This is a genomic window from Microcoleus sp. PH2017_24_DOB_U_A, assembly GCF_020738205.1.
Classification (GTDB): domain Bacteria; phylum Cyanobacteriota; class Cyanobacteriia; order Cyanobacteriales; family Microcoleaceae; genus Microcoleus.
Genome location: NZ_JAEQCT010000052.1, coordinates 1 through 19,870, shown reverse-complemented (window position 1 = coordinate 19,870; position 19,870 = coordinate 1). Strand labels below are relative to the sequence as shown.

General features: G+C 44.0%; 18 protein-coding genes and 1 tRNA gene. 8 read left to right on the top strand and 11 right to left on the bottom strand.

Annotated features, from left to right (window positions below):
- Nucleotides 1–202: 202 nt before the first annotated feature.
- Nucleotides 203–275 (bottom strand) — tRNA-Asp (locus JGK07_RS15300).
- Nucleotides 276–632: 357 nt separating this feature from the next.
- Here JGK07_RS15300 and JGK07_RS15295 point away from each other — a divergent pair.
- From JGK07_RS15295 to JGK07_RS15280, 4 genes are all read left to right on the top strand, one after another.
- Nucleotides 633–1,295, top strand: a complete 663-nt coding sequence (locus tag JGK07_RS15295; protein ID WP_293207290.1) for a glutathione S-transferase family protein — start codon at nt 633–635, stop codon at nt 1,293–1,295.
- Between the two features lie 199 nt (nt 1,296–1,494).
- Complete coding sequence (locus JGK07_RS15290; protein ID WP_293183788.1) at nt 1,495–1,725, top strand: hypothetical protein; 231 nt, start codon at nt 1,495–1,497, stop codon at nt 1,723–1,725.
- 82 nt (nt 1,726–1,807) lie between these two features.
- The gene (locus JGK07_RS15285) at nt 1,808–2,737 is read left to right on the top strand and encodes a polysaccharide deacetylase family protein (RefSeq protein WP_293242446.1); all 930 of its coding nucleotides are present in this window, start codon (nt 1,808–1,810) and stop codon (nt 2,735–2,737) included.
- A gap of 342 nt (nt 2,738–3,079) precedes the next feature.
- A complete protein-coding gene (locus JGK07_RS15280; RefSeq protein WP_293212493.1) occupies nt 3,080–3,871 on the top strand; it encodes a biotin--[acetyl-CoA-carboxylase] ligase in 792 nt (263 codons plus the stop codon).
- 131 nt (nt 3,872–4,002) lie between these two features.
- Here JGK07_RS15280 and JGK07_RS15275 read toward each other — a convergent pair whose 3' ends face one another.
- The 3 genes from JGK07_RS15275 to pdxA all read right to left on the bottom strand — a co-directional run bounded on the left by JGK07_RS15275 (nt 4,003) and on the right by pdxA (nt 10,472).
- Entirely contained in the window at nt 4,003–7,611 is a 3,609-nt protein-coding gene (locus tag JGK07_RS15275) for an OmpA family protein (protein WP_293183780.1), read from the bottom strand.
- A 244-nt stretch (nt 7,612–7,855) separates the two neighbouring features.
- Complete coding sequence (locus JGK07_RS15270) at nt 7,856–9,316, bottom strand: hypothetical protein (RefSeq protein ID WP_293242449.1); 1,461 nt, start codon at nt 9,314–9,316, stop codon at nt 7,856–7,858.
- Nucleotides 9,317–9,404: 88 nt separating this feature from the next.
- On the bottom strand, nt 9,405–10,472 hold the full coding sequence (gene pdxA / locus JGK07_RS15265) for a 4-hydroxythreonine-4-phosphate dehydrogenase PdxA (RefSeq protein ID WP_293242452.1): 1,068 nt from the start codon (nt 10,470–10,472) through the stop codon (nt 9,405–9,407).
- A gap of 125 nt (nt 10,473–10,597) precedes the next feature.
- Here pdxA and petM point away from each other — a divergent pair, with 125 nt between their 5' ends.
- From petM to JGK07_RS15250, 3 genes are all read left to right on the top strand, one after another.
- Nucleotides 10,598–10,702, top strand: a complete 105-nt coding sequence (gene petM, locus JGK07_RS15260; RefSeq protein WP_172189541.1) for a cytochrome b6-f complex subunit PetM — start codon at nt 10,598–10,600, stop codon at nt 10,700–10,702.
- A 196-nt stretch (nt 10,703–10,898) separates the two neighbouring features.
- Nucleotides 10,899–11,876, top strand: a complete 978-nt coding sequence (locus tag JGK07_RS15255) for an NmrA family NAD(P)-binding protein (RefSeq protein ID WP_293197521.1) — start codon at nt 10,899–10,901, stop codon at nt 11,874–11,876.
- Nucleotide 11,877: 1 nt separating this feature from the next.
- On the top strand, nt 11,878–12,795 hold the full coding sequence (locus JGK07_RS15250; protein ID WP_293183772.1) for an NAD(+) kinase: 918 nt from the start codon (nt 11,878–11,880) through the stop codon (nt 12,793–12,795).
- 81 nt (nt 12,796–12,876) lie between these two features.
- Here JGK07_RS15250 and JGK07_RS15245 read toward each other — a convergent pair whose 3' ends face one another.
- Nucleotides 12,877–13,017: a hypothetical protein gene (locus JGK07_RS15245; RefSeq protein WP_293183769.1), complete on the bottom strand. Its 141-nt coding sequence runs from the start codon at nt 13,015–13,017 to the stop codon at nt 12,877–12,879.
- A 12-nt stretch (nt 13,018–13,029) separates the two neighbouring features.
- The gene (locus tag JGK07_RS15240) at nt 13,030–13,971 is read right to left on the bottom strand and encodes a Fic family protein (protein WP_293242455.1); all 942 of its coding nucleotides are present in this window, start codon (nt 13,969–13,971) and stop codon (nt 13,030–13,032) included.
- Nucleotides 13,972–13,973: 2 nt separating this feature from the next.
- On the opposite strand from JGK07_RS15240, the gene JGK07_RS15235 reads away from it, so the two are divergent.
- Nucleotides 13,974–14,120 (top strand): hypothetical protein, encoded by a 147-nt coding sequence (locus JGK07_RS15235; protein WP_293242458.1) that lies wholly within the window; start codon nt 13,974–13,976, stop codon nt 14,118–14,120.
- Between the two features lie 148 nt (nt 14,121–14,268).
- On the opposite strand, the gene JGK07_RS15230 is transcribed toward JGK07_RS15235, so the two are convergent.
- From JGK07_RS15230 to JGK07_RS15215, 5 genes are all read right to left on the bottom strand, one after another.
- The gene (locus JGK07_RS15230; RefSeq protein WP_293242461.1) at nt 14,269–15,057 is read right to left on the bottom strand and encodes a hypothetical protein; all 789 of its coding nucleotides are present in this window, start codon (nt 15,055–15,057) and stop codon (nt 14,269–14,271) included.
- On the bottom strand, nt 15,054–15,839 hold the full coding sequence (locus JGK07_RS15225; protein ID WP_293242464.1) for a hypothetical protein: 786 nt from the start codon (nt 15,837–15,839) through the stop codon (nt 15,054–15,056). The genes JGK07_RS15230 and JGK07_RS15225 overlap by 4 nt, the downstream gene beginning before the upstream one ends.
- A 21-nt stretch (nt 15,840–15,860) precedes the next feature.
- Nucleotides 15,861–16,076, bottom strand: coding sequence for a KTSC domain-containing protein (locus JGK07_RS33205; protein WP_363319706.1), 216 nt, complete (start codon nt 16,074–16,076; stop codon nt 15,861–15,863).
- Nucleotides 16,077–16,323: 247 nt separating this feature from the next.
- Complete coding sequence (locus tag JGK07_RS15220) at nt 16,324–17,874, bottom strand: ATP-binding protein (protein ID WP_293242466.1); 1,551 nt, start codon at nt 17,872–17,874, stop codon at nt 16,324–16,326.
- 265 nt (nt 17,875–18,139) lie between these two features.
- The gene (locus JGK07_RS15215; protein WP_293186927.1) at nt 18,140–19,564 is read right to left on the bottom strand and encodes a hypothetical protein; all 1,425 of its coding nucleotides are present in this window, start codon (nt 19,562–19,564) and stop codon (nt 18,140–18,142) included.
- Between the last annotated feature and the right edge of the window lie 306 nt (nt 19,565–19,870).

Sequence of the window (19,870 nt, the reverse complement as noted above, 5' to 3'; positions counted from 1 at the left end):
GATTTTAGATTGAAGAATTATTACTTGAGATTTGAGTCGATTTAAAATTTAAAATTTTAAATCAAAATTTCAAATCTAAAATCTCAATATCTCAAATAAGGTGCGTCGCTATGAGATTGTCGATATTATTTAGGATTTTTGATGGCGACGCACCCTACAGCTCAAATCCAAAATCCAAAATCCAAAATCCAAAATTGCTTGACGGGGCTGACGGGTTTTGATCCCGCTACCTTCGCTGTGACAGAGCGACGCTCTCCCAATTGAGCTACAGCCCCACAAAGGTTTGTGTTTGGACGGGGTGGCGGTTGATTCCGCGTACTACAACCTAGGGGTTATGGTTGCCGGAGTCTACACCGCCAAATGTCCAAAAGTATGTGACATTGTTAATTTCCTATTCAGTTTTCAAGGTTCGTATTGCTTGTGAGTTAAAGCTTTGAAGCTCTTTCCCGGTTGCTATATATTTATACTACATTGTGTACTACAGAACTGTCAAGGGGGTAATACAACTTTTTTTGAAATCTTTTTTTTGACATGGGTGTCGATCGCCCTTTCCGAACACTCCCACTCTGCCAAACTACCTAAAATCAAGACATTTGGCTGCTAAACTGGTGGTGTCGTTCGAGAAAAATCCGATGCTGAAACTGTACTACAATCCGATTTCTCTGAATTCTCGTCGCGTGTGGGTGGCACTTCTGGAGAAACAAGTTGCGTTTGAGCCGATCGCACTTAACCTCGACGGCGACCAATTTGCACCGGATTTTCTGGCAATTAACCCGTTTCACCGCATACCGGCGTTGGTGGATGGAGATTTGACTTTGGTGGAGTCGCTGGCAATTCTCGATTATATAGATGCCAAATATCCCACGCCCCCACTGCTACCGACAGAGGCGAAAGCCTTGGGAATTGTGCGGATGGTGTCCATGCTGACTTTAAATGAACTGTTGCCGGCAATGTTTCCCTTAACCAGGCAAATGCTCGGTGTGCCGGGAGACACTGAGGAAAAGTTGGCACAGTCCAAGCAACAGATATTAACCCTGCTGAGGTTTTTTGAGGGCTTGTTGGACGATCGGCGCACTTTTTTTGCTGGCGAACAGTTTTCTTTGGCGGAAGTCGTGGCGGGGACTGCGGTTCCTTCTGTGGGGATGTTTGACATATCTTTTGATGAGTATCCGAAGTTGCAGCAGTGGGTTGCGAGACTTGCAGGGCGCGAGAGTTGGCTGCAAACGGAGGTACCTCAAGCGCAAATTGCGGCGAAAATCCCAATTATTCGGGATTTACTGGCGGCAAGGCTTTAAATCTTCAACCCGCCTCCGCAGGTTTCGTCTGTCTAGGCGCGATTTCAATCGCCCGCTTCCCATCGCCCCCTATTTACTGGCGGCAAGGCTTTAAAGATATACAGGGCGATAAATATACCGGGCGATTAGAAATCGCGGCTATACAAACAATGTCCACCTCCGTGGACTCAAGAAACTTCTAAGCCCCTAAATATATCGGGTGATTGAAATCGCCCTTAATCGCAATCGCTGGCAATTTCTTCAACCCGCGCAGGCGGGTTTCGTCTGTCTAGGCGCGATTTCAATCGCCCGGATTCGATCGCCCGCTTCCGATCGCCCGGATTCGATCGCCCGCTTCCGATCGCCCGGATTCGATCGCCCGGATTCGATCGCCCGGATTCGATCGCCCGGATTCGATCGCCCTTCCGATCCCGCTGTCAATCCCCGCTGAGACATATTTATCAAAAATAAGGTTTCTTTTCCTTGAAATTCCCATTATCATTATCGGCAGTGTGGAGTGAAAGGAATCCCAAGTGACCGGAAATCATCTGTTTCAAAGACTGCGAAAAAAATGGCGTTTTGTGGCGATCGCCCTAGCAGCGGCTACAATAAGCTTTATCGTCGGTACGCTGCTGCCAGGAAACCAACAAGGAAGCGACAAACCTGCAACCGCCGCCGTGCAGAACCTCAAGCAATCCTTAACGGTAAATCGGCTAGCAAAAGAGGTTGGGGACGATCGAACAGGCTTTAATCTCGATCGCACAATTGAGGAACTTCTCACCGTATTGGAATCCAAAGAAAAAAACTTGACTTTTGTGCCACCTGAGCAGTTTCAGGGAACAACTGTTTTTGAAGGGACAATCAAATATTCTCAGAAAGTTATTGCTTTAACAGTTGATGACGGGCCGTGGCCAGAAACAACTGAACAAATGCTGGATATTTTTAAGCAAAATGACATTAAAGCAACATTTTTTTGGATAGGTAAATCTCTCGAAACTTCTCCTGACATTGCGCGCCGAGTTGTGGCGGAAGGTCACGCGATCGGCAATCATACGTGGCATCACTGGTACGATCCGATGGATGCGGCGACGGCGGCTAGTGAAATCGATCGCACGGCAAAACTTATTTACGAAACGACGGGAGTTAAGACTACTTATTTCCGTCCGCCGGGAGGAGTTTTGACTAATGGTTTGGCTAAGTATGCTAAGGAGCAAAATTATTCTGTGGTGATGTGGTCGGTAACTTCTGCTGATACCGATCCCCGCGCTCAACCAGAAGCTTTTGTTGAGAATGTGTTGAAGAATGCCAAGCCGGGGGCGATTGTGTTGATGCACGACGGCGGGGGCGATCGATCTCGTACTATTAAGGCTTTACCGGAGATGATTGCTGGCTTGAAGCAGCAGGGATATCGGTTTGTGACGATTCCTGAGTTGCTGGAAATGCAAGGGCAATCGGCAGCGTAAATTGTGCGGCGATTGCTTGTCTTTTTTCGAGGATAAAACTAAGGCTAAAGAAACCCGTTTTCTGGGATAAATATTGGTTTTTCAACTATATATACGAAGAATCTGGGTTTCTTACTCCCTAGGATTGCGTCCTTTAATAGCATAAATTTGCGATAGATTTTAGATTTATACAATATGATTTAACCGCAGAGAACACAGAGAACACAGAGGAAGAGAATAGAGAGATGAATTATTAATATGCACCGTGCGATATAATTTTTGTGAAAAATGATATGAAAAAATCTCAAGAAATTAGAAAATAATGAAGTTGAGAGGATAGGGGATATTCCTACTGAGGTAAGGTTGATAAATACTGTTGATAATGAGTTAGTTCGTCACTGGCTGCACTCTTTGGATACTTGTCCCAGTACCAACAGTTGGGCGATCGCCCGCGCAGACCAACTGCACCACGGAGATGTAGTATTTACTAAGCAGCAAACCAACGGGCGCGGACAACAAGGGCGCACTTGGCACTCCCCAACCGGTGTTTTGACTGCGAGTTTTGTACTCGACAACCTCAATCCCAATCTGTTACCCGGACTCAGTTTAGCAGTCGGTTTGGCTGTGATTTTCGCGATCGAGGATTTGGTGCCCGAATGTCGCGATATGCTGCGCCTGAAATGGCCAAATGATGTTTGGATCGATCGCCAAAAATTAGCCGGAATTCTCTGTGAAGCCACTTCTGGGAACACATTCGGCACTCGCGTGGTTGTCGGAATTGGACTCAACCGCTGCGTAGATTTCGCGGCGGCCGGATTGGATGCCAGGGCGATCGGCAATGCGGTAAGCTTGCATTCTATTGCTACTAATGTGCCCGATGAATTGTGTTTGCTTGCCAGACTCCGGCACTATTTACTCGAACTAGCCGATATGTTTTCCACCACCGACAGGGCACCCGAAAAGTCCGGTTTAGCGCGACTGTTACCGGAATTGCGCCGCCGCGACGGGCTGATTGGCTGTAATGTGGCGATCGAACTTGCGTCGGAAACTATCTGCGGAGAAGCCGCCGGGATTGACGGATGCGGCCGGTTGTTAGTATGCTTGGCAGGCGATCGAATACAAGCCTTTACCTCCGGCCGAATACGATTAAGTTAAGACGAAGAAGTCATTTGTTATTTGTTATTTGTTATTTGTTATTTGTTAGCAATTCCCGATGCCCGATGCCCGATGCCCGATGCCCGATGCCCGATGCCCGATGCCCGATGCCCGATGCCCCATTACCCAATTTAATTTACCACCTCAAACATGACCAATCTGCTCAGCCACAGCGGTTGATTAGCCTCCACACCTTCGGGACGACCCTTAGTAGAAGCAACTTGTATTCTATTGCCATTTATCCCTTCTTTAACCAGAGCAGCCTTCACATTTATCGCCCTTTCCAGCGCCAACTTTTGATTTTCCGCAGGGCTGCTTTTAAAATCGCTGTAGCCAATTACCCTCAAATTAGTCGTGCTATTCTCCTCCATATATTGTTTAACTTTGCTCAGTTTTTGTGCTATATCTTTCGGCGACAAAATTGCCGAACCAGCACCGAAATAAAGGCGAACTTCTATTGGCGGTGACGGCAGTTGAGTTCCGATTCCCACTGTATTTGTTACCGACTTCACCCCCGGAATTTTCTCAAAAGCTTGAGTAATTTTCTGAGCATCCGTTGCTTTGCTCACACTACCTGCAATCGCGACTTTTCCCTCTGCATAGCGAGCCGAGATATTAATGCTTTCTAACTTATTCAAAAGAGCCACAGTCCGCTTGACATCAGCTTCGGTTAAAACCGGATCGGGAGGTACTTCAACGGCTATAATTTTATTGTCAATTCTTAATTTGGGAGCTGCATCCTGAGCGATTTTTTCCGCTTTCACTCGCAGCTTTTGATTCGGCACTCGTCCCGAAATCTCTAATACTCCATCTTTAACATCTGCCGCAAGGCGATAAACCGATAAGTCGGGAGCAGATTGTAAAGCTAAATTTGTATCTGCTTCTAAAGTCGCTGCAATTCCGCTGCGGTATTCATGAGTGCCCCAACCTACGCCAATTAAACCTAACACTGCCAAACCGATAACTGGTAAAATTGGAATCTTAGTAGATTTAACTTTTACCTCTGTATCGATTAACTTTTGCAAGTTTAAGTTTACTCCTGGAGGCAGACGAGTCGGATCTCCGTTAAATGCCTGAATTTGCTCTCCGTATTCTTGAAGAATATTCTTAAATATTGCTCGCATTTTGTACTTAAACCATTGGCGGGTTCCTCCTTCGATCACTACTGCTAGATAACACGAACCTGCTACTTCCAATACTATCGAAGATGTCCCGTATTGTACCGCATCAATCTCTGCAAGATTTCCCGATTGAGATATGCAGTCGTTGACAAAAGAGCGAATAGCAGTCAGCATCCCTGCTATCATTTCTGATTCTAGCTCTTCGCTTTCAGGCGGCTGCACTCCTGCAATTAACAATCCAGAATTTTTTTGAATCAAAAATACAGCTTTAACAGTCAGCGGTGCTGTTGCTTGCATTAGCAATTCTGCTTCAGAAATTCCTTGCAATTTGGCTTTAATTTTGCGAGCGATCGCATCAGGACTTAACGATTGATCCAACTTTTCGTTAATCTCGCGCATCGTCTCGCCGATGTATTTTAAAATTGTGCTGCCGATGATCGGATAAAGTGCATCCGACATTGCTTCTCGCTTGATAGTAATTTGCTGTTTGATTGCCGAGGCCATTTCCGGCGCCAGCGCTATGGCAATTTCATCGGGATATTCACTAATTCTGTGGCTGATTCCCACAGGAATAGAAGGCGCTAGGGCTACTCCAAACGACTGCCGATTTTCTCGGATTTTGGTATCAATTACTTCATCAATTATCGGAGCGATGGTTTCGGCAAATGATTTTCTAGAGTCATTAATTGTTTGGATCATCATTTCTGGAAAGATGCTTTTAATTCGGGCCATTAATTCTGCCCGATCGCCTCCCCATTCAGCATCAGTTATTTTGCGTTCTAGTTCCTGTACTTTACTGTTGAGATTGTAATTATAACCTACCACTTCATCTAATAACGGTAAAATAGATTGGATGACAGATTTTTCTAGTTGGGAGTGATGGCTAACCATCAGCTCGTCAATCAAGGGTTTGAGTAAATCTGTAAACAAGTCTGTCGATTGATAAATCCGGTGTTCGATCGCCACAATCTTTTGTTCGATATTTCCGAGTCTTTCATCAATCTTTTTGTTCTGAACGATCGCATCGACAGTAGGGGCGATCGCAGATTCTATCTCTAGCTTAGCGTCCCGAATGCTTCCGGACAGCATTTCCAAGATCGCGGGCATGATTCTTCCCATCAACCCTTCGATCTCGCCTAAAACTTGCTGCTGAACTTCGACAATCTTACTTTCATTTTGCAATATTTTTGCTGCAATACCGCTGTTTTGAATAGCAGTATCGACAGCAGGTGCGATCGCCTCTGTCACCTCTAACTTTGTCTCGTCAATTTTCCGGTTCAGCGACTCAATCATTAACGGCATCAACCTTGCCAGGATTTCTTCCGGCTGAGATTTTTGCTGGCGCTGAAGATTATTGAGCCTACTTTCTACATCGCTCAATTTTCCTGGAACTTCTCTTTGCAGAATTGCTGATTCAATCAAAGGTTCGATCGCTGCTGCTACCTCTAATTTTGATTCATCAATTTTCCGGTTCAGCAAATCCGTGATTGCTGGCATTAGCATCGCCATAATCTCTTCTGGCGTCTGAATTGGCGACTCTTGGGTAGCCAGCCGGCGCTCGACGATGCTCAATACTTTTTCTTCTATTTCTACCCAAGCTATTCTTACCTGTACTGAGGGTGCAAGTGTTTCTACAACTTCTAACTTTAATTCACTAATTTTGCGGGCGAGCAAATCGCTAACTACCGGGACTAACTGTTTGATAATATCTTCCGGTTGCTGCTGGTAACGCTGCTGAACAGTCGCAAGTTTCTCTTCAATTATGACTACTTGTTCTTCCAGTCCATTTTGATTGTCAACTACTTGATTGATTGTCGGTGCGATCGCCGAAGTCACCTCTAACTTAGACTCCTCTACCTTGCGGTTGAGCAGATCTCCCACCATCAACATTAGCCGTTTAACTAACTGTTCTGAATTTCCCAATTGCTGCTGGTTGAAATCAGAAATTTGATTTTCCAAATCCGCTAATTTTGTCTGAACTTCCAGGCGATTGATTTTATCGTTGCCGACGAGTTCTATCGCCTGGTTTAATTGAAACTTCAACCGCTCTAGCTCTTCTCTCACTAACTCGGGAATTAAAGGTTTCAATAAATTCATCAATTCTTTCGGCTCAGACATTAGTTTCTCAAAATTTTCTAACCTTTGTTCTACGCTGAAAATATTACTGTAAAATTCCGGCAAATCCCTTTCAAACAACAGTTCCTGCAACCGTTTAAACTCTTCGACTGCTTTTTCTAAATCTTCTTCCGACGGTCGCTCATTGTTTGCTAAATTAGCGATTCTAGATAAGCCTGCTTCTTCGTTCTTGTTTTGTCGTCTTTGAGGTGGTATCTCTTCATGATTATTCAATACTTCCGGTACAACCGCAGGTGATTCGATCAAAAAAGACAATTGGTTGCGCCGATTTTCCTCTTCCTCAAGTCGCTCTGCTGATTTTTCAGATGGCGGTAACTTTAGCTCGATAGGTTCTTTTTTTGATTGCTTCAGTAACTGGATTTCAGTCAATATGATTAGCAATTCCTGAAGTTGATCTCCTGCTTTAGAACTTGCCAGAGTTGCATCTGACACCTCTGTTTCTGACTGATATATGTTCCCTGAATTATCATTAGATGCTGCCATACTGTGCTACCAAAATCTGATTTTAAGCGATCGACTAAAATGACCAGCTTGCTTGTCGCCTGACGCCAGCGAACATCAATAGGAATGACACAATTTTGCCCAGTGTCAGACTTAATTAAGGCTATCACCGCTTCTAAAAACTTGGACAAACCTACCCACAGGTAATTTGGATCCCAGTATAAGTCTGCGGTGTAACTTTGAGTCGATAACCACTAACGCGCTTGTGCTTGGCTGATGCCCGACATCACTGCTCGACATCAGCCTTAACCAGTGGCCCCCAGTTAGAGACTCGATAGTAATCATGTCTGCGATTGACTACCGGACACCGACCGATAAACATATTAAATTGGTACCAAGCGCCCCATACGTGCTTTCTGGGGTTCACCCCCAGATAGGCGGACACGGGGCGCGGCAATCTTTCACTTCCATTCATTCCTCTTCTAGCAATAGCTATTGCAGCACTAATATCCGAGGACAACCCATACATCCGAGCGTATTTAACCAATCCGATTAAACTGGTGTAAGCCGGATTGCGAGTAAATAACGAAATGCCTCGATTGGATAAAATTGACTCCAAAAGCTGATAAAAACGACTGTAAGCCCAGTTCGATAGCATCCGAGCATATTTTCTTCCTTTCTCCCTTAACTGTGATTTCTTACCAGTAAAATCTAATGATTCGCAAACAATCGGGCAAGCAAACGCAGTAGCTAATTCAGCTAGCTGCAAGATAGCACCTACAATTTGAGCATCTTGTTTGCCGCGAGGTAAACCCATCTGCATAGCTATTTTACCTCTTGAGCTTAAATTACCTTGACCGTCGATATATGCCCAACCAATCGAGTTCGGATTGAGGTCAATGCCAATGCAACCGTACTCGATCGATCGGCTTACTTGTTTTACTGGTAATGGGGTAAATTGTACTGCTACTACCCAACGGTTGTCCTGGCGGTAAAAGTGCCAGGTTTTAGCACCAGCCTCGGGCAATCGATTCAGATTTCTGTCAAAATTACCGATGGCTGAAGTGACATATTTGCCAAATTTAGCCTCCAGGCAATTAGGCACTCTAAATTTCAGATTTTTGCCATCCCACTGGCAAGCTTGATTGCCATAACTTTCATCCTTCGACCCCACAATGAATAGTTCTCTTGAGTTGACCTTGACTCTCAGTGGTGCCACTTTCAGGTGGGCGAGGGTTTGAGTTAATTTGTAGATGTATCTTTTCTTGTTGTGGATGGCAAATTTCAGGTGATACCAGTTGGTCTTGCGAGTTTTCCTGTCGCTCGCTAGGGGGAAATTACACCCGCTTGAAGAGTGCTGCCAATGCCGTTTGGCGTAAAATTTTTGGGCCCCTTTTAGTTTACGTTCTGCTGCCTTTAACCAAGATGCAGCGGATTTAAGTCTAGATGCTAATTGGGACAGATATCTAGTTCTCGCTTTATATGCTGAATCTACTTTGCCGGATGATAAAGCAATTACTCCGTTGGCATGACGTTTGTTGATGCCGTAGGTCTGTTGTAGATGAGTATTCCAACTAGATTTATTGAATTTGATTTCTCGATTTAATAAATGGTTAACCGTCTCGATTGTTGCTCGATAAAACACTCCTGAAAATGCCGTTAAAAAACACTCAAATTCAGTATAACCTGCGGGGTTAAGTTCGGCTTCGGGAGTTGGTAATCCTTTACAGTAAGTGAGAGTCGTCATAACTTGATAAATTAGCTGCCTTGATTATGAGTGAAACTAGACATTAGCTGCTCTAATTGCAGAAAATGTCTAGTTTCGTCACGAATTGTCACGTTATTGTTGGACTGTTCTGTAACCCTATTTTAACTGCTGCTCTGCGACTAGCCAACTGGGCCGCCAACTGCAACGCTGCTGTCATACTGGAGGCATCGGCAATTCCTTGACCTACAATATCAAAAGCTGTGCCGTGATCGGGAGATGTGCGGACAAAGGGTAAGCCAATTGTAGTGTTGACTGCTTTGTCGAAAGCCATCAATTTGACTGGAATCAAGCCTTGGTCGTGGTACATTGCCAAGTAACCGTCGTGAGCTTCTTTGGCTAAGCCGTACCAAACTTTAGCCGGTTTTACCCACATGGTATCCGGGGGGACTAGCCCGTCTAATTGCACTTGAGGAAAACGATCGCGCTGCGCTTTCAACCACGGTATCATCCAGTCTTGCTCTTCATTTCCCAGTTTGCCATTTTCGCCGCTGTGAGGATTTAAGCCAGAAATCGCTATTTTTGGTTTTTCTATCCCAAAATCTTCGCGCAAACACTCGATCAGCAATTCTAGTTTTTCACTCAGCAACTCTGGAGTCAAAGCCTCGGGTACTTGACGCAGAGGAATATGTGTGGTAGCGAGTAAAGTTACCAGCGTCCAACCGCTGTGGGGAGATGTGGCGGCAAACAGCATTCCGAACCGCTGCGATTTCGACCTTTCTGCGAGAAGTTCTGTTTGTCCGGGATAATTGTAACCTGCGGCCTGCCAGCAAGTTTTGGAAATGGGGCCGGTGACGATCGCACAAAATTCGCCGGCAAGGGTACGGGCGATCGCCTTTTCCATATACTCAAAGCTAGCCGCCCCACTAGCCGCATTCCCGACACCGGGGACAATGGAACCCCACTTGCTGTCTGGTTCGATATCAATAATGTTTAATGTTGCGGGATTTGCTGCTGTTGTAGCCCGATCGATCGATCGCAACCGATCGTAAGTTTGTTGCAAAATCATCCTCGATCCGAAAACCGTCACCATCAAAGCAGCAGCCGGATCTGCCAAAGCCTTGAGAATCACTTCCGGGCCAATTCCTGCCGGATCTCCCAGAGTTACAGCTAGTTTTGATTGCCGATCGAGACTCAAGGCAGTTTTCTCCCCAAAAAATACAGCAATTTCAGCAGTGAGATTTTAGCATTCATGTAGCTGGTTGCCCCAAATTATATTATTATTTTTATCTAATGCGATCGTCCAATTAGGCATATACAATCATGAATCCTGAAATTTTCAATGCAGCCTTTTTGTCCTTTTCCCTAATTTTCGTGGGTATAGGCGGAGGCTTCCTCCTGCTCAAACTGCAAGGCGGCGAAGAATAAATTTTTGTAACAATCATTCAGAAGTCTTCTAGCTCAAGCCTTCTAGCTTCTGCGTGCCACCCAAAGCCAGCGTGCTGCTTAGGCTCTCAAGCCAAAAATGAGAAAAATTCAGGTTTTTGTTAAGTTTTTATAAAAAACATAACGAAAACCTGATACCATCTTATAGAAAGTTTAAGATTCATAAATTAATCCCTAGATGACTTTATTGATTGTAGGAGCCACCGGCACCCTCGGCCGTCAAATAGCCCGCCGCGCCCTAGACGAGGGCTACCAGGTGCGTTGTTTAGTCAGAAATTACAGAAAAGCGGCCTTTTTGAAAGAATGGGGCGCCGAACTCGTACCGGGAAACCTTTGCCAGCCTGACAGCTTAATTCCTGCATTAGAAGGCGTCACTGCTATCATCGATGCAGCAACAGCCAGCGCAGCCGATTCTGTCAGCATCAAAAGAGTAGACTGGGACGGAAAAGTATCGCTGATCCAAGCAGCAGCAGCAGCAGGCATCAAGCGTTACATATTCTTTTCATTTCTCGACGCCGAAAAATATCAGCAAGTCCCCTTGTTGGAAATTAAGCGCTGTACTGAGCTATTCTTAGCAGAATCCGGTCTAGACTACACAATATTGAGACCTTGCGGCTTTTTGCAAGGACTGCTGAGCCTGTACGCAATGCCAATTTTGGATGGTCAGGGAGTCTGGTTGCCCAACAAGCCGTCAGCCCTTGCTTACATGAACACTCAGGACGTTGCGAAGTTTGCCGTCCGAGCTCTTACCGTTCCCGAAACCGAGAAAAAAAGCTTTCCGGTGGTGGGAAATCGCGCTTGGGATGCTGAGGAAATCGTGCGGTTGTGCGAGCGGCTTTCTGGGAAACAGGCCAAAATCACCCGCACGCCAGATGCCTTGTTGCAGGCTACCCGTCAATTTGCTAAGTTCTTTCAGTGGAGTTGGAACGTAGCTGACAGATTGGCTTTTTCAGAAGTTTTAGCAGCCGGAAAACCCTTGAAAGCTCCGATGGATGACGTTTACAGTGTCTTCGGATTAGACCCTAAAGAAACTACAACTTTGGAATCTTATCTGGAAGAATACTTCAGTCTGATTATGAAGAAGCTCAGGGAAATAGAGTACGAGCAGCTTAAGACTAAAAAACGGAGTAAACAAAAAATGCCTTTTACATTTTAAAGTGCCGAAAGCTGGGATTATATACAACGACGTTAAACCAGTCTCTTGTCGCATCGCCGAAGAGTTGAAAGACAAGCTGACTGCCCGCGGCTGGGAGGTCTGCGCGGTTTCCGGTGCCGGGGGAATTTTGGGCTATTCTAGTCCCGATCGCCCCATGTGCCACACTCCGATCGACCAACTTGTCCCCCCCGGTTTTGACAGCGACATGGAGTTTGCAGTGGTTTTGGGTGGCGACGGTACGGTGCTGTCGGCATTTCGCCAAGTTGCTCCCATCGGAGTGCCGCTGCTGACTGTCAATACCGGTCATATGGGCTTTTTAACAGAAACTTACCTAAACTTGCTCCCGCAAGCTTTGGAAAAGGCGATCGCCGGAGAATACGAAATAGAAGAAAGATCGATGTTGGCCGTGCGGCTGTTTCGAGACAACGACTGCCTTTGGGAAGCCCTTTGTCTCAATGAAATGGTACTGCACCGCGAACCGTTGACTTGTATGTGCCATTTTGAAGTGGCGATCGGCCAGCACGCCTCTGTGGACATTGCCGCAGATGGGGTAATTATCTCGACTCCGACTGGATCGACAGCCTACGCGCTGTCAGCCGGCGGCCCTGTAATTATTCCGGGAGTCCCAGTGTTGCAGTTAGTCCCTCTTTGCCCGCATTCAATGGCTTCTCGGGCTTTAGTATTTAGCAATACTGAGCCGGTGAAGATTTTGCCGGCAAGTCCGAACCGCCTGGTAATGGTGGTAGATGGGAACGGCGGCTGTTATGTTCGGCCTGAGGATTGGGTGCAAATTGAGCGATCGCCCTACCCAGCCCGCTTTGTTCGGATACAATCTTTTGAGTTTTTCCACATTTTGCGGGAAAAATTGGGCTGGGGCTTGCCTCACATTGCTAAACCGAGTTCGGTTGAGTTGCCTTAATAGTTGTTGGTAATGAGCGGAGTGTAGCGGAGAATTAAAGTCCCGTCTTTTTAGGGGGGCTTTTTCTTCGCTTTCAGGTTTCTAAGTTTTTGTGCAGGATAAGGCTCGATCGGCATCTCGATCAAGAATCCTTAATTCTCGATCGAGATTCCGAACCATCTCCAAGGTGAGGCAGCGTTTGCGAGATAGCGTTAGTGCGATCGAACATTTTTGGTTTAACATCCCACCCATTACCTATTCCCCATTCCCTAAACCACCGCTGCGATCGAGAAAATCAGTAATCTCCTGATAAAAAGCCTGTCCCTTTCCCCTGCTGCTACTTGCAGTCACCAATAATCTTAAAACTTCCACAAGCGAACTAATCGTAGCATCAAAAATCAATGCAAACAACTGGCTTAAATCATCTTGGTTTTGTTGCCCATATGCCAAAGCATTAATATAATCATTGCGGATTTGGTTGTCAATCACCACAATCGGATAGCCAGCACGGATTAAAAGTAAATTCATTAATAACCTAGCCGTTCGACCATTCCCATCCCGAAAAGGATGAATCGAAACAAACCGATAATGAGCGATACTTACATATTCAACTGGATGGAGCCTTAAAGCAGATTCCGAATTCAACCAACTCGCAAAATCTCCCATTAATTGAGACAATAAATAATGGGGAGGATAACGATAATTAGTTCCTGCCGCCATCACGTCCAGAGTGCGATAACTACCCGCTTCATCAGGGTTAATTTTGCGGAGAATCAGATTGTGAATTTGCTTAATTTCCCATTCATTAATCTCCGTATCTTTTTGGGCTAAATTTTCAATATAATCGATCGCCTCCTTATGCCCAATAACTTCTAAATGTTCGTCAAGGGTTTTGCCCCCCACAGTAATGCCCTTAGTTAAAACTAATTCCGTTTCACTTTGGGTTAAAGTATTACCCTCAATGGCATTTGAGTTATAAGTAAAGCGAACATCATAGAGCTTTTTGAGTTCGGCGACGAGGGTGAAATCGAAGGGTCTAAACCCATCTAGCCAAGCTTTTAGTTTATCGATTCGTTCTAATTTAAGCCGATAATTCATCATTAAATAGTTGTCGATCGAAGAGGTTAATGAAAATTCCTTGTGTTTACCTAAAGTAATTACCTTTTGAATGAATTTCTCGTATAGTTGAGTTTCCATCTTTGAAAATACTCTCCCATTCCCTAAATTGCCAACTTTTCACAAAATCGCCGAATCAGGCGATCGTTCTCCGACCTTGTGCGATCGAGCGTCTCTATTTATTCTACCCATTTTATGTAGGTAAAGCTCTCGATCGAGGTTCCGAATGAATCATCTCCAAAGTCAGGCAGCGTTTACGATATAACGATCCCCTTCAGCGGCGGCAAGAAGCCTTATATTTTCTATTAATAGCTTATAACCGTCCGCTGCAAGGGGTTTATTAGACAAGACATTGACGAAAAGTTAGCTCCAATATATTTAATTCTGCATGTCAAGTTTTTGACAAATACTTTTCCATCGCTCAGTTAGAATTGGATTTAGCTTCTGAAAGTCTTCTGTTGAAAGCAGTATTCCAGCATTAGATTTTGCTGCTTCATAGGATACAAAAGCATTCAGCACATTTGCTATGGCACGAGAGGAATCTTGTCCTAATTTGTGTAGAAAATGTGAGTAAAGCTCATCATATGTTCGTTCATGACGAAATCGAAGAATTTCAAGCTTCAACCATTCAGCGAGAATTTCACCGGAAAAGACTAACTGTGTAATCCATGTAAGCAGTTCAAGATTGTTATGCCGCAGAGAAAATGCTAAAAGCCACGCAAAAAGATATCCAAAAATAACAAATCGCTTCCGAACCAGCATTCTTAAAGCAATTTCCTTGCTGAATAGGGCATTTTCCATAGTATTAGCCCCAAGGCGTTGCACCGATGGAGAGTAAGAATTGTTGTAATAAAGGGATGTATAGTCTTGTGAGAGAGGTATGCCAAATGAGTCAGATAGTAATTGCTTTCTTCTCATTAGTTCTGCTCGTGGCACTAAATACAAACTCGATATTTGAGAAATACTGAAGTATATCAACACCAAAACAAGAAAGATTGCTTGGAGAACTCTTGACCATTGCTCACCGATGGTTGACGCTGAGTATGGCATCACAAATGACAGGACTGCATTTAGCCAGAAGAGAACCACGCTAATAGTCCCAAGTTTCTTAGCTGGAGCGTAATACTGAGAAACCTCATCAACTCTTGTTGTACTCGTATTACTCATAGAGATGGCACGATTTTTTTAATTTCTAATTCTGCGTTAAAAGGCATATTGGTGTCCTCATACTCCTTAGCTTTTTTGGCATGGCTTTGGGCATTCTCAACCATATTTTTGATATATTGCGCCGTGTCGTATGTATAGGTAAATCCTGACCAGAATTCATAAAAATAGTCTTTTAGAGTGGAACATTCCCAACATGATCGACTAACAATATGTTGTTCCAAAGAAAATGAAGTGAATGGATATCCATTACGCGTATTCCAATATTTTATCAATCTAACTAGTGGTTTAATTTGAGAGTTATTGTCCTTATTTTCATTTTGGAGTAATTCATTGGTTCCAGAAGGGTCTGTGCTTGTCCATTCAAGCCAAGATGAAGCTGGTGAAGGAATCTGATAACCGGAATTGTAGATTGCTGGCACAAGTTCAAAATTGATGTGGTTCAAAGACAGAACAATTGTTGGATGCGACTGGCAAATTTCTGACGTAGAGTATCTTGCTTCTACAAAACGCCTAAGACGATCAAGATAAGTTTGTGGCTTCTTCTGACCATCAGATGTATTGAACACGACCATGTAATCTATGTCAGAGTGGCTATCTGCCTTGCGCGGAAGAATTGTGCCACGAGTGCTGGAACCGAACTGAAAATGGTTTGTTACTGTGTTGCTGAAGTATAAAGTCAGCCTTGATGAAAGCGTATTAATAGAAGTGGTAATACTCGATTTTTCTGCTTCAGATAAGACGAGAGTGCTTGCCAGACTTGTTAGGTGGGAATTTACCGACATAGTTCCTTAATCTTGAGAACTTCAACCGACTTTATGATAAGAATATCCTGCCTTCTTAACGTATTGATCTAAATACGAACCGTGTGAGCTAGCTGACATTAAACCAGAATAGACTAATGGCGGAACACCGGAATATTGGTAGATACTACCATTAAGAAATTCAACCTCTAACGTTTGAGTAGTTGGTTCGTATCCAACCGATGCAAGATTTGATGACGACACAGACGTTCTATCCATAGACCTCTCCTTGTGAATATGTCTGTCTAATACTGCATATAGTCGAATAATACCGCAGCTTAAGGATGTATGTCAACCCCTTCTTACTCCCCATCAGAATCTCCTTTCCTCGATCGAGTTCGCGGCACGATTCGACTCAATCACTTAAGCCATCACACTGAAAAAAGTTATCTATATTAGATTTGAGATGAGAGTCGATCGCACACCCTGGGCGATCGCCAAAATCGACACATTGATCGTAACTGCTTCACGCACGAATCACTGTAATTAACCGACCCATTGGGCTAGTCTGAATTTCAGTTTTCAGTCGTTCTTCTAACTCCGGTGCATTATCTCTGCGATCGAATATCACCAACCACCCTTCATCTTGTCCCAATCGAGCCAAATATCCATCTAACTGTTCCAACCCTTTACTCAACGGATCGACTTTCCGAGTCCGCCAAACCTTCAGTTCAATTCCTAATGTTACCTCACCATAACGCAGGCATAAATCCATTCTGTCGCGCCCGATCGCATATTCTCTCTCCAACGTTCCGCCACCATTAATCACCCGATGCAGAAACGCCATCAGCACTAAATGCGGCGCAATTTCGGGGTAAGACGCACTTTTGAGTAACGGTTCGCCATGTTGCAACCAAAATTCTAAAAAAGTTTTCAGTAAAGCCTGAGTATCTAATTTACCTTCTGATGTCAACCAACTCGGTGCAATTTGGGGCAGAGAGGCCATTGGAGTTACCGTGAGCACGCGGGGCAAAACTTCGCGATAAATTGGATTGGCGATCGTCAATCCACCCTGAACGTCCATCTTACACAAACCCAAATCGATTAAAAACTGAATATCATCATTGGGGATATTGCCGAGTTCCAAACCCGCCAACATCGGCTCGATAATTGCTTTGACTCGGTTTTCTCTGAGTCGTTCAGCCAAGCTATCTAAATGCGTATCTTGTCGTTTTATCAGAATTTCTTTAGCTTCTAAAATATGTTCTGGTGTAATTTCTATAGATTCATCTGTTACTAATTCTTCGACGATTTCTTTGGCTAAAGCATTCACCAACCAAGGTTGTCCTTGTGTTAATTCAAAAGCTAAGGCTACGGCTTCTGGTGTAAAAACTTGTCCGGTATCTTGGGTATGTTGCCCGTAGAGTTCTGCGACTTCTGAGGCATTAAAATTTCTGAGCGTAATCGATCGCACTTTAATATTAAACGGACTGGATGTATTTAGGCGATCGCTACCACCCGCAGCCACTTTGTAATCGCGAACATCCCGCAAACCGATTAAGCCCACCGATTGCGGAAACGCACGAGGACGAGAGGGATAACCATTGCGTAATTGACGCAAAACCGATAGCAATACTTCATTTTGGAGCGAATCAATTTCATCGATGAAGATTGCTAAAGGGCGAGGTGAAGTTTGTGCCCATTGCCGCAAGGTTTCTTCAATTCCTTGTCCCACCTCCATTTCTTGTTTTGGTGGTGGCTGGAGCTCCGGTGGCAAATAGACTCGCGCCTCACTTCGCCAAGAACTTAAAATGACCGCTTGGGCTTGTTGTGGATTGTCATTAAAGGGCGAACCTAACTCCACGGAAACCACGATCGCAGTGTATTGTCCGCTGTCAGTGAGTTGCTTGGCCAAAGCCAGCATTGCCGTGGTTTTACCAATTTGTCGGGGTGCGTGGATGACAAAATAGCTTTGCTGAGCAATCAGTCGCTCTAAATTCGGGAGGCGTCGGGTTGCCGGCAACATATAGTGAATGTTATCGCGGCAAGGGCCAGCGGTATTGAACCAACGTGGCATAGGTCAACTGGGGCGAATGGGGCTGCTCTCAGTTTACTTTACTGCTGTTGGAATGGGGTTCTATTGTTGTTAAGTGGGGTTTGTACCGACTCATCGGGTGGAAATGAGAATCTTAGGCGGAATTATTAATTATCGATCGACATTCCGAATCATCTCCAAAGTCAGGCAGCGTTTGCGAGATAACGATTGAGTTCAACGGCGGTCAGTAACCTTGGCATCCCTACCGATTATCTTTATTCCGCCGTTGCAACGATTTGTTAGATAACTACCACTTCACATATTGTGCTGTCAGCTTTTTGAAATCACTATTCAATACGCAGCGACCATTCTTCTCTATTTGAGTTATCAAATAGTCAAAACATTCAGCTAATCTTGCATTAACTACGCTTTGCTTTATCATTTCTAGGGCTAATCGAGCTTGTTTTCTACATTCGCTGTTTTCTAATTTCCGTTGTATCTCATAATGAGTGAGTGTGCTTATAGCAATGGGTGAATATTTGTCACCTAAAAGAGAAAGCAAATTGTCATAGTATACTTTTCCTCTGGGTGATACACCATTGCAGTAACTAACTCCTCGACCAATCCGACACATCAAAACTACTTTCACTAATTTTCCTGCATAGTTTGGAAGAATATCTGATTGCCCAGCGATATATGAGGCGACAGAGTCAGCGACAGGAGCTTCATGATGAAAATTATCCCAACCATTATGTTTAGCTAGAAGCTGCTCCAATAAATCGTCAACAATTCCTGCTCTTTCGCTTGGGGAACGATATGGATTTCCCCCTACAACCTGGAGAAACTGCTCACCCAATTCATATTTATCTTTATGAAGATTAGTATTATATCCCTCAAGAGTAAGCCCTAACTTATATTTGGGTTCATCTAAACAATTTGTCCAAATAGAGGGGGCTATTAAAGAAATATTTTTCCTTACCTGAACATCCGTCTCTATAGATACAAATATCCCAAAAACAGTTCTAAGTATATTTCCGCATAGATGGCTAGGTAGTTCGGATATTTTTAGCTCAATTGTTTTTTGAGTTGCATTATCTATAGGTGTATTATAAGTTCTTAAGTTTTTAATAAATGCTTGTACCTGAAGTGCTGCTTCAGTTGGTCTATCTCTTAGGACATCTTGAATCGATGTTTGTAACCATCCAAGCAGTTCAAAAGCGTTAATTGTATAGTTAGTCGGATGAGAAATTCCTATGTCATTTCTCATCTCAAGAATATGTTTTAACTTTTTGTACGTTGTGTCAGAAATAAGCTCAAGCTTTCTACAGGTGTCTAGTAAAACTGAATCTTTAAGAGAAGCGAGATCTTCTTCTTTTTCGTAAAAATCTCGGCTTTTACCCCCTACTGCGGCATCAAAGAAAATATCAATTCCGTATGCAATAGCTTTCTTTCTTAAATCCAGAGTAACTTCATTCCATACTGCGTTGAGTGCGTAGTCAAACAACCCAAATCCTGCGCCAACTACAAACTTAGATAAGTAACGTGCGTCTCTTTTAATGTCATCAGGAAGTGACTGAATGTAAGTAGGTAAATTTTGACCAATAATTGCTCGTTCTGGCTGATCCGCAATGATGTTATCTGAGGGAAGCCCCATTTGTTTTAGAAAAGCCACAACCATTTGTGCTTGTGGGTCAATTAGTTCTGCATAGCTAACCTTTTCAATTTCGTCCATAGTACCTTTTTGCTATCTAGCTTATAATTGTATCGCAGTTGCGGTAGAATACTGGATATAGTCAATAATACCGCAGCTCAAGGATGTATGTCAACCCCTTCTTACTCCCCATCACAATCTCCTTTCCTAGATCGAATTCGCCGCACGATTTAACTCAATCACTGAAGCCGTCGCACTGAAAAAACCTATCTATATTAGATTTTAGATTCAGGGCGAACGCATCTAAACTTTATATTAACAGAATATGGTATATTGGACAAGAATTATTGAGTAACTACAAAACATTTAATTAGGGTTCACCTGTAT

Bases quoted from the DNA above. Each gene is read 5' to 3' on its own strand.
- JGK07_RS15220 (WP_293242466.1), bottom strand. From the start codon at position 17,874: ATGCCACGTTGGTTCAATACCGCTGGCCCTTGCCGCGATAACATTCAC.
- JGK07_RS15270 (WP_293242449.1), bottom strand. From the start codon at position 9,316: ATGACGACTCTCACTTACTGTAAAGGATTACCAACTCCCGAAGCCGAA.
- JGK07_RS15225 (WP_293242464.1), bottom strand. From the start codon at position 15,839: ATGTCGGTAAATTCCCACCTAACAAGTCTGGCAAGCACTCTCGTCTTA.
- JGK07_RS15275 (WP_293183780.1), bottom strand. From the start codon at position 7,611: ATGGCAGCATCTAATGATAATTCAGGGAACATATATCAGTCAGAAACA.
- JGK07_RS15255 (WP_293197521.1), top strand. From the start codon at position 10,899: ATGACTTTATTGATTGTAGGAGCCACCGGCACCCTCGGCCGTCAAATA.
- JGK07_RS15245 (WP_293183769.1), bottom strand. From the start codon at position 13,017: ATGTTAAACCAAAAATGTTCGATCGCACTAACGCTATCTCGCAAACGC.
- JGK07_RS15215 (WP_293186927.1), bottom strand. From the start codon at position 19,564: ATGGACGAAATTGAAAAGGTTAGCTATGCAGAACTAATTGACCCACAA.
- JGK07_RS15230 (WP_293242461.1), bottom strand. From the start codon at position 15,057: ATGAGTAATACGAGTACAACAAGAGTTGATGAGGTTTCTCAGTATTAC.
- JGK07_RS15240 (WP_293242455.1), bottom strand. From the start codon at position 13,971: ATGGAAACTCAACTATACGAGAAATTCATTCAAAAGGTAATTACTTTA.
- JGK07_RS33205 (WP_363319706.1), bottom strand. From the start codon at position 16,076: ATGGATAGAACGTCTGTGTCGTCATCAAATCTTGCATCGGTTGGATAC.
- JGK07_RS15295 (WP_293207290.1), top strand. From the start codon at position 633: ATGCTGAAACTGTACTACAATCCGATTTCTCTGAATTCTCGTCGCGTG.
- petM (WP_172189541.1), top strand. From the start codon at position 10,598: ATGAATCCTGAAATTTTCAATGCAGCCTTTTTGTCCTTTTCCCTAATT.